The 9,900-nt window shown below is 27.1% G+C and carries 9 protein-coding genes; 5 read left to right on the forward strand and 4 right to left on the reverse strand.

Annotated elements, in window-relative coordinates; genetic code table 11:
- Positions 1 to 47: 47 nt before the first annotated feature.
- Together IPP08_04525 and rpmB are read right to left on the reverse strand one after the other, a co-directional pair.
- Positions 48 to 2,174 (reverse strand): hypothetical protein, encoded by a 2,127-nt coding sequence (locus IPP08_04525; protein ID QQS67436.1) that lies wholly within the window; start codon positions 2,172 to 2,174, stop codon positions 48 to 50.
- Positions 2,175 to 2,270: 96 nt separating this feature from the next.
- A complete protein-coding gene (gene rpmB / locus IPP08_04530) occupies positions 2,271 to 2,492 on the reverse strand; it encodes a 50S ribosomal protein L28 (GenBank protein QQS67437.1) in 222 nt (73 codons plus the stop codon).
- 172 nt (positions 2,493 to 2,664) lie between these two features.
- On the opposite strand from rpmB, the gene IPP08_04535 reads away from it, so the two are divergent.
- Positions 2,665 to 3,582, forward strand: coding sequence for a hypothetical protein (locus tag IPP08_04535; GenBank protein QQS67438.1), 918 nt, complete (start codon positions 2,665 to 2,667; stop codon positions 3,580 to 3,582).
- Positions 3,583 to 3,593: 11 nt separating this feature from the next.
- Positions 3,594 to 3,998 (forward strand): hypothetical protein, encoded by a 405-nt coding sequence (locus tag IPP08_04540; protein QQS67439.1) that lies wholly within the window; start codon positions 3,594 to 3,596, stop codon positions 3,996 to 3,998.
- A 61-nt stretch (positions 3,999 to 4,059) separates the two neighbouring features.
- Here IPP08_04540 and IPP08_04545 read toward each other — a convergent pair whose 3' ends face one another.
- A complete protein-coding gene (locus tag IPP08_04545) occupies positions 4,060 to 5,292 on the reverse strand; it encodes a DUF1343 domain-containing protein (protein ID QQS67440.1) in 1,233 nt (410 codons plus the stop codon).
- A 20-nt stretch (positions 5,293 to 5,312) separates the two neighbouring features.
- On the opposite strand from IPP08_04545, the gene IPP08_04550 reads away from it, so the two are divergent.
- Positions 5,313 to 5,876, forward strand: coding sequence for a 5-formyltetrahydrofolate cyclo-ligase (locus IPP08_04550; GenBank protein QQS67441.1), 564 nt, complete (start codon positions 5,313 to 5,315; stop codon positions 5,874 to 5,876).
- A gap of 26 nt (positions 5,877 to 5,902) precedes the next feature.
- On the opposite strand, the gene IPP08_04555 is transcribed toward IPP08_04550, so the two are convergent.
- Positions 5,903 to 6,814 carry a sugar kinase gene (locus IPP08_04555; protein ID QQS67442.1) on the reverse strand — a complete coding sequence of 304 codons (912 nt, stop codon included), beginning with the start codon at positions 6,812 to 6,814 and terminating at the stop codon, positions 5,903 to 5,905.
- A gap of 109 nt (positions 6,815 to 6,923) precedes the next feature.
- Between IPP08_04555 and miaA the strand changes: the two genes are divergently transcribed.
- Positions 6,924 to 7,847 carry a tRNA (adenosine(37)-N6)-dimethylallyltransferase MiaA gene (miaA, locus tag IPP08_04560; protein ID QQS67834.1) on the forward strand — a complete coding sequence of 308 codons (924 nt, stop codon included), beginning with the start codon at positions 6,924 to 6,926 and terminating at the stop codon, positions 7,845 to 7,847.
- Positions 7,848 to 8,261: 414 nt separating this feature from the next.
- Positions 8,262 to 9,896, forward strand: a complete 1,635-nt coding sequence (locus IPP08_04565) for a hypothetical protein (GenBank protein ID QQS67443.1) — start codon at positions 8,262 to 8,264, stop codon at positions 9,894 to 9,896.
- Positions 9,897 to 9,900: the final 4 nt, after the last annotated feature.

Consider the following 9,900-nt stretch of genomic DNA (forward strand, 5'->3'; position numbering starts at 1 on the left):
GTTTTACATTGAAATTTTAGTTAATACATAATATTAAAAAGATAAATTTATTTTGAACTTAATCTTAATTTTTGAATTAATACATTATATTGAATATCAGTAGTATTTTTATCAACAATTGGAAAAAGATTAAATGTTAATGAACCAATCCCTTTTTTATTTTTAATATATGGTCCTTCAAAAGTAATTTGTGTATTGTTGTAAAATTGATCTGGTGTGTAGCTTAGTAATTGAGCATTACTAGGAGTTTTTAACTTTAGAATTATGGTATCTTCAGAAGCTATTACGGATTCAACATTCCCATAACTCTTTTCCAATCCAAAGTAAAAATAATCTTTAATGCTTTGATTTAATGTATCTGCTTGTAAATACAATCCATTTCTTTGAGGTGAAAAGATTAACTTAATTTCATTGTGAGAATCTGTTGTATAAAATGCTTTTTTTATGTTTGGCGATGAAATTGAAACAGTGTCAATTGAGTTATAAAAATCTCTTTCAACAACACCAAATATTCTATCAGCTAAAATTATATAACCAGCTAATGCATAATGACATCCGTCGTGAAAAGGAACTCCGTGAGGGCTTAGAACTTCAATATTAGGAAGTGAGTCTTTAATTGTACGTTGAACTTCACGAACTGCGCTACCATCACTAGAACATCCATGATGAATTTGCATTATATAAATTTTTTTTAATGAAGAATAATCAACTTGCCAATCTTGGTATAATGCTTTCATACCCAAGTAGTAACCAGTAGAAGAATTTGATTCCCCTTGATACCAGAAAATTGCTTTTACAAATTTTCTTAAACCTGATTTTTCAACTCTATAATTTATTGAGTTATAAATATTTGTAGGGTCTAAAGGATTCAAATCATTCCTCTGATTTTGTTCAATGGTAGTACCACCAACTCCACCATTAATAATACAAATTGGAATTTTATATTTTTCTAAAATTAGTTGTGATAATCTCATTCCCCAAGCCCCAATATCAGGTCCACCACCTGAACCACTTCCATTAGCAACAGACCAAAGGGTATCACTTTTTTTCAAAGAGTAATTTTTCCCAAATGTTCTACAGAATTCATTTGAATAATTATTACCACCAAAAATTGTATTAGATTGACCAGAAATAATATAAAAATCTCCACAAACAATTGAATCTGAAATAAAAATTATAGAGTCTTGTAACTTAGATTTAATACCAAGAACGAATTTATATTCACTTAATTCTGAATGAATTTTTGGTAAGAATAAATAAACTGATTTATTATTTTCATAAATAATTTTATTGGAAATTTTACTAATTAAATTTCCATTTTTATAAATTCCTAAATAAACTGAATCGAAACCAGTATTTATAATTTTACCTTTAACAGGAACCAAACATGAATCGTTTGAATCCCTACAAAAAAATTGTTTTGATTTTGGAAAAAGTAAGATATTTGGATCTGGTAGGGAAGGTGATATTGGTTTTAAAATGTTGTATTTTTTAAACAAATAATTTTCAGTTTCATCCAAGTCTCTTTTATTTATGACTTTGTCATACAAAATTACTTCATTTATATCACCAATAAAATTATTCCCTCCAGCAGAAGTATAAGTTGATAAATAAATAGTTGAATCATTATTCCTTGGGCAAAAAGAAGAATCAATAAAAACACCATTTACTCTAATTATCCCAATTTGAGTTGCAGAATAATATTGAACTGTAATAATAGATGGGTCAATTCCTATATCTTTAGAAGAAACTAATTGGTTTGTAAAATCACCATTATGAATAACTTGAGCATGATTACTTCCTGCCATCCAAAGGGTTCTATTATTTCCACCAACAATATTTGAATTTGAAGTATTTAGAGATTTAATTACTACAGTTAAAGTGTAATCACTGTTTACTGGAAATACGTTTGAACATAACATATATAAACTCGTACCAAATCTAATTCCTGGTTTTCCATTAATACTATTTGAAATAAATGTTGGACGATTTAAATTATTTGTTTGATAAGCTTTGAATTTATTACCAGTAACATCATTCCAATCTGAAACTAAATTATTTAATTGAACAACTCCAGAGTCTGCTTTTAACCATAATGTAGAGGTGTTTGGTATTTGAGAATAAATTAAATTAGTTAAAAAACAAAATGTAAAAAAGAATGCTATAATCTTCATAATTTAAAATTTAATAAATGCAAAGCAAAGAATAGAAAAGAAATAAAAAAAGCCTATGATTTTGTAATCATAGGCTTTAAAAATAACTAGAAAATATTATTTATTTAAATCTTTCATCATTGCACCGTAACCTTTTTTGTCAAGAGTTCTTAATGCTTTTGCAGTTGCTTTTACTCTAATCCATTTATGATTCACATCATCCCAAATCTTTTTTGATTGAAGGTTAGGCATGAATCGGCGGTTTGTACGGTTGTGAGCATGAGAAATACTTCCTCCATAAACTGGACCAACCCCTGATAATTCACATCTTTTTGCCATTGTTAAGTACTATATTTTTTGTTAATTAAAAATCTATTGTAAAAGGAACTGCAAATATAGGAAATTGATTTATTTTTGTAAAAATTATTTTCAGATTTCAAATTTTATGATTCTAATCATATAATCTAAGTGATTTATTTTTTAAATTGCCAACTAATTAATTCATTTTATTTTGAAACTAAAGTTATTTACAATTTTTTTATTTATACTTGCAATTCCAACTTATGCTTGTGATGTATGCAGTTGTTATTTTGGAGGTGCATATTTAGGAATTCTTCCTCAGTTTGATAAAAATTATATTGGAATAAATTATTATTACAGATTTTTTCATTCAACACATACTTCAATATTTAATACAACACAATTTTCAGAAGAAACCTTGCAGACTATTGAGTTAAGAGGAAAGTTGAATGCGTCTAATAAATTAAGCTTTTTATTTCTTATCCCTTATAACAAAAATATTCAGGTTGGACATGATGATGAAAAATTAATTGGTTTAGGGGATGTAACATTAATTGGAAGTTATACTTTATTTGATGATATTAATGATCTTCAAAATAGTAAAGAAAATATAAAAGACTTTGTACAAGTTTTAAAGATTTCAACTGGTTTAAAATTACCAACAGGAAAATTTAATGTTTCTAATTTAGATAATGAGTTAAATAGTAATTTACAAGTTGGAAATGGGTGTACTGATTTGCTTTTAAATGCATCATATAATTGTCGATATGATAAATATGGATTGAACTTAAATTCAGATGTTAAATTTTCAAATGAAAGCTCAAACGGGTTATCGGTTGGAAATTCATTTTCATCAGGTATTAATTTATTTTATTTATTTAGATTTGAGGAAAATACAATATTACCTATCATTGGTTGCGTTTATGAACATTATGGAAAATCTACTAAAAATGGAAATGTGAATTTGAACTCTGGTGGCAATACTTTTCTAACAAATTTAGGGTTTGATTTGTATTTTAATTCATTAACGATAGGTTTCAACTTTCAATATCCTTTTTCTCAATTTTCTGATAATAGTCTTTCTAAATTAATCACAAGATTTAATACAAATATTTATTACAAATTTTAGTAAATTTAATCATGAAATTTTACTTTTCAGTTGTTCTATCAGTTCTAATTTTTAGTGTAATACTTAATTCATGTAAAGAATCTACAACGGAAGATGTTGATTCACTTAAACCAACAATAACAATCCTTAAGCCATTTGCAAATGATACTTTAAAAACTACTTCAGATAGCATAAACATTAAGTTTACAGCAAGAGATAACGCTGAATTGCATGAAATTGGGTTTAAAATTACAAATGCTAAAGGCGAAACAGTTTTAAGTGATGAGATACATGTTGATACCTCATATTTTTCTTATGATAAGAAATTTAAACTTAATGGAATAACAACTATAACAAGTTTAAATTTAGAATGTTCAGCTTCAGATCATAGCAATAATGTTCAAACTATTTCAACCTTTTTTTATGTAAAACCTTAACTCAGAATTGTACTATATCTGAAAATTACAAGTTCAAGTTTGTTATTTTTTCAAAATGAATTTAATCATACAGAAGATATTTTTCCCTTTTAATTGAGTAACTTATCAAATTAGTTAACCATTTTTTAGTTATATAATCAAAAGATTTTCCTGACAATAAATCTATTCTAATTTGATCAGTTCCGCAAATTTTATCGAACATATTCCATTTTAATTTATCTATACTATCTAGTAAACCTGGCTTAATATCTCGTAATGTGGTTAACAAAGCAATAGTTGTTGTAAAAGGGAGTACATCATCCCCCTTTCGCATTATATGTATTCCATAACATTCTTTTTCTTTGTAAGCAGCATAAAATGGTTTGTATTTAACAGGTCTTAAATACAAACCAATTAAATCAAGTGAATCAAGTTTTTTGATTAGAAGATTTTTATCAATCCATGGGGCACCAATTAATTCAAACGGGAGTGTATAGCCAACTCCTATGTTGCAAATGCCAATTTCACCCAATGTACCTGTTGTAGCATAACCAAAAGTTGCATCTATTGTAGGGATATGCGGTGAAGTAGGAATCCATTTCAATCCAGTATCTTTCCATTGCATAGTTCTATTCCAATTTTTCATTTTAATTATTTTCAAATTACATTTTTTGCTCTTTGAATTTAACCATCCTTCATCATTTGCCATTTCAGCTAATTCACCAGGAGTTAATCCATAAATATATGGAATGGGTAAAATGCCTACAAATGATTTGAAATTAATATCGAGCACATTCCCATCAATTATATCACCCCCAATTGGGTTAGGTCTGTCAAGAATCATTAATTCTATTCCTTCATCAGAGCAAGCTTCCATAACGTTAATCATAGTTGAAATAAAAGTATAACTCCTTACTCCAATATCTTGAATATCGTAAACTATAATATCCAAGCCTTTAAACATTTCTTTAGTTGGCTTTCTGGTTGCTCCGTACAATGAAAAAACTTTAATTCCAGCAAATGAATTATCTTTGACTTTTTCTCCAGCATTTGCTGAAGCATCAATACCATGCTCAGGTGCAAACAAAGCAACAATTTTACATTCCTTTGTAGATAGTAAAACATCTAAAGTTGATCTTGTAAAATTTTTTGATACTGATGCTTGATTAATAACTAATCCAATGTTTTTACCTTTTAGAGGAGCAAAATTTTCTTGTTCAAGTACATCAATTCCTAGAGAAATTTGAGATAATAATATTCCTTTTGAAAATATTAATATAATAAAAAAAGTTAGTGAATTGTAAAATCTTATCATTTAAAATGTATTAGAAAAAAATGCTGACAAAATCAGAAATTAGAAAAGAAGTTTTAAAAAAACGTAATGATATACCAAATCAAATTAGAATCAATAAAAGTGAATTAATTTGTAATGTTTTAAAACAAATAGTTCACGAAAAAAATATTAAAATTATACATATTTATTACCCAATAAAATCTGAAGTAGATATTTTACCATTTATAGATTTTTGTATAAATATAAATATAAAATTAGCTATAATGTCAATTAATACTAATAAAGAAATCAAGAATTATGAAATTTCAAAAAATACAATATTCTTTAAAACACATTATGGAATTTATGAACCAAAAGAAAAGATACCATTCGATATAGATATTTTAGAATTAATAATTGTTCCGTTAGTAGCTTTTGATATTAATAAAAACAGGATTGGTTATGGAGGAGGATTTTATGATAGATTCTTTGAATTAGTAAATAAAAATAACAAAAATTGCTTAAAAATTGGCGTTGCTTTTGAGGAACAATTTGTTGATAATATTCCTATTCAAAAATTTGATATTCCATTAAATTACATTATAACTGAAAATAGAATTCTTTAATTTATCATGTAAAATTAAAGTTTTATTTATAAATTTGAATTCATTGGGTGAAAATTTTGATTAATTGCACCTCTAACAATTAAAGCTTGAACAGAAGTCATTTGAGCTAAACATAAAGCAGGTTCTAGAGTATAACCCCGAATTAAACCAGTAATTAATCCTGCATTAAATGCATCTCCAGAGCCAGTAGTATCAACTACTTCTGTTTCAATTTTATTAAGATGAATAAGTTTGTTTTGATCTAGATAACAACAGCCTTTTGCCCCTTCTTTAATTATAATTTTATCAATGTGGTAATCAATTAAAAATGGTAAAATTTGATTTAAATCCGAAATATTATATATTTCAAATAAATCAGAATCTGAGGGTAAAAAAATGTCAATAAATTTTACTATTTGATTAAAAACATTTAAATAATCAACGTTACAATTCCATAATGATTTTCTATAATTTGAATCAAATACAATTATAGTTTTTCCTTGAATTTTAGATAAAAGTTCAATTAGTAACAATTTATCATTTATTATAGAAAGTGTGATTCCAGTTATTAAAAAGTAATTCGAGTTTGAAATGTATTCAACAATATCATCAAAGTTTATTTCTGTTAAAGTCTGTTTTGCTGCACTTGAATTCCTCCAATAGTGAAAATTTCTTATGTTTATTTTGTCTTCATCTATAAAATAAATTCCGTTATTTTTATCATTAATAATCGAAGTTAAATCATAATCGATATTTTCACTTTTTAGATTGGAAATTATTTTGTCGGTAAATAAATCTTTACCAAAGCAAGTAATTATTCCTGTATTTAAGCCAAATCTGCTTGCATAATATAAAGTATTAAATACATCACCAGAAACAGAGAAATGAAAATCCTTTAAATTTGTATTAGTAAATTCAACAAGAACTTCACCAAGAGATATTAAATCAAACTTTTTCATTTAACAAAAATAGATCAATATCTAATACTAAAAAACATTCAATAAATTTATAACAAAAGATTTTAATTTTAAATTTCTAGTTGTAATGTAAACCGAAACAAATAAATATATTTTAATCAAAACAATACCAGTTATACTTGGTCCCACAGCAGTTGGGAAAACAGCTTTAGCATTAAAACTTGCTGAAGAAATAAATGACATTGAGATAATAAATGTTGATTCTAGGCAAATTTATATAGGTATGGATATTGGAACAGCAAAACCAAATTTAGAAGAATTAAAAAAAGTAAAGCACCATTTGATAGATATTTTGCATCCTCAAGAAATGTATTCAGCTGGCAAATTTATTAATGATTGTAATAAAGTTATTAAAGAAATTTTATTAAAAAATAAAAAACCATTATTAGTTGGAGGTACTGGATTTTATATTAATGCTTTTTTTGATGGATTAAATGCCCCTAAATCTGATCCAAATATTGTAAAAGAAATTGAGTTAAGAATAGAAAACGAGGGATATGAAAATGTTTATAATGAGTATCTAAAAATAGATCCAGATTCAGCAAAAAGACATGATAAAAATAATTATGTTAAAACAATTAGAGGGTTATCTTGTTTTTATACAAATGGAGAAAAATATAGCTCTTTTTTGAATAAAAATAATGTAAATAATGAATTTACACCAAATTATATTGGACTTGATTTGGATAGAATTAAACTTTATAATTTGATAAATAATAGAGTTGATTTGATGTATGAACAAGGGCTTTTAAATGAAGTAGAAACTTTACTTAAAAGTGGTGTAAAACCAAATGATTATGGTATGCGAACAGTTGGGTATAAAGAGGCAATAATGTACTTAAATAGTAATTTAAATCATGAGCAAATGATTGAGTTTACAAAGCAATCAACTAGGAGATATGCTAAAAGGCAGATTACTTTTTTTAAATCTAATAAAAATATTAATTGGTTTAAAAATGAAGAATATAATGAAATAAAAAAATTACTATCTTATAAAAATAATACGTTTTTTTAATAGAATATGAATCAAATTTCACTTGTTTTTTAAACAAAAAAATAGCATCATTTTAATTTAAATATTATTAAAAAAATTGTTAATAATATTCAAAAATTAATCAAAGTTGCAATTTGTTACAATAAACTCTCAAAATTTTTTATAAAAAGCCCTATAGCTTCACAATTGAATTTCAAAATACTTCGAGAGAATTAGTATTTAATCATAACAATTTTAAATTATGGGCAACACATTTACAACTTTTACAAAAAAGTTAGTTGGGGTATATTATACTCAACTAATAAATTTCGGTAAACTCACGATTCCGTTTCTATTGAGTACTGTATTAGGTACTATTTTCTACTTACTTAATCAATTAAGAATAGTAGATATTAAAACTCCATTATTACTAAAAAATTTTCCAATTTGATACTAATGAGTATTGTATTGTTTTTAACAATTACAACATCAATGAATGCACAAATTTCGGGGAAAGTATTTAGGGATAACAATGGAAATGGGGTGAGGGATAGTTCAATAATAATTGTTGAACCATATTTACAAGGAATTACAATTACAGCATTTCCAATTTCAGGTTCAACCCAAGTTGCAAATTCATCTGTAAGTGGAGCTTATTCATTTACTGGCTTAACATTACCTGTAAGGTTAGAGTTTACAACATTTGGAAATGGATATTTTTCTGGACCTCAAACTACGAATTCTGCATCGAGCGTCCAATTTTATTCAAGTAATACAACTGTAGCTAATTTTGGTATAATAAATACAGAATTTTATTGCCAAGAGAATCCACCTATTGCAGTTTCTTTTACACCAGGTACTTCAAATTTCATATCAGGATTATCATCTCCAAGTGGTATTCGTCTTTATAGTTTATCAGGATTAACTACCTCAACAAATGAATTTCCAACAACAGCTGTAATAATGCCTAGTACTGAAGTTGCTACAAGGGCTCAAGTAGGGAACGTTAACGGTTTGAAATGGAGAAGTAATACTAAAACAATTTTTGCATCTGCTTATGCAAGGGCAAATGATGGTTCATTTGGAGCAGGCGATGGAATAGGACCAAGTGGTTTAGGTGCTATTTACCAAATTACAAATGGAGTAGTTAGTACATTTACAACTATTTCTAATGTTGGAACATTCACAGGATCAGTATCTGAAGTTGGTAAAGTAGGAATTGGAGGAATTGCAATTTCTTCAAATCAAAATACTCTGTTTGCAGTAAATATGTTCTCAAAAAAACTGATTTTAATACCAATAAATGATAACCCAATAAGTGCTGGAACTCAAGTTGAAGTAACTCTACCTTCACCAACAAGTTGTTCTGGAACAGAACTTCATCCTTTTGGAATTGAAACTTATAAAAATAAAGTTTATATTGGTATGGTCTGTGGGGGACCAACAACAAGTGCATTAAGAGCTTATGTGTATTCTTATGATGGAATTAGTTTTAACTTAGAGCTTGATATTCCTATGAATTATACAAGAACAGATGATCCAGACAATAATAATACAAATAATAGTGCAAATGAGATAAATCATAAAGCAATAATTTGGGAAGATTCACCTCCAGTTGCATCATACGATAATACCACTTCAGCAACTGCAACTGATAGAGCAAGGTTTGCTCCAATGTTAACAGATATCATTTTCCATAAAGACAATATGGAACTTGGTTTTCGTTCTAGGTTATCTGACCAAATTGTAAATGCTGAATGGACTATAGGTGGTGAAATCTTACATGCATGTGGAACAGTTAATGGTGCAGTTACTACTTGGCAAATTGAAAATAATGGAAAATGTAATGGAGATAGTACCATTTTACCTCCACCTATAATTGATCCTTGGAATGCAAATATCTCGGCAAGATCTACTAGTCGTGGTCCAGGTGGTTATGAGTATTTTTGGGGTGATAATGGTTTTGAGGGTGAAATGGCACAAGGCTCTTTAGCACTTTTCCCGGGTTCTGATGTTTTTCTGACAACCCAAGTTGATGCTATTGGTCATAGATCTCAGCATGGTTTGGCTGCTATAAATTTTGTATCTTGAGCAA

Source organism: Chlorobiota bacterium (genome assembly GCA_016700335.1).
GTDB lineage: Bacteria > Bacteroidota > Ignavibacteria > OLB7 > OLB7.

Excerpts from the sequence above, each read along its gene's own strand:
- IPP08_04545 (QQS67440.1), bottom strand. The coding sequence starts at position 5,292 with ATGATAAGATTTTACAATTCACTAACTTTTTTTATTATATTAATATTT.
- IPP08_04540 (QQS67439.1), top strand. The coding sequence starts at position 3,594 with ATGAAATTTTACTTTTCAGTTGTTCTATCAGTTCTAATTTTTAGTGTA.
- IPP08_04555 (QQS67442.1), bottom strand. The coding sequence starts at position 6,814 with ATGAAAAAGTTTGATTTAATATCTCTTGGTGAAGTTCTTGTTGAATTT.
- rpmB (QQS67437.1), bottom strand. The coding sequence starts at position 2,492 with ATGGCAAAAAGATGTGAATTATCAGGGGTTGGTCCAGTTTATGGAGGA.
- IPP08_04550 (QQS67441.1), top strand. The coding sequence starts at position 5,313 with ATGCTGACAAAATCAGAAATTAGAAAAGAAGTTTTAAAAAAACGTAAT.
- IPP08_04565 (QQS67443.1), top strand. The coding sequence starts at position 8,262 with ATGAGTATTGTATTGTTTTTAACAATTACAACATCAATGAATGCACAA.
- IPP08_04525 (QQS67436.1), bottom strand. The coding sequence starts at position 2,174 with ATGAAGATTATAGCATTCTTTTTTACATTTTGTTTTTTAACTAATTTA.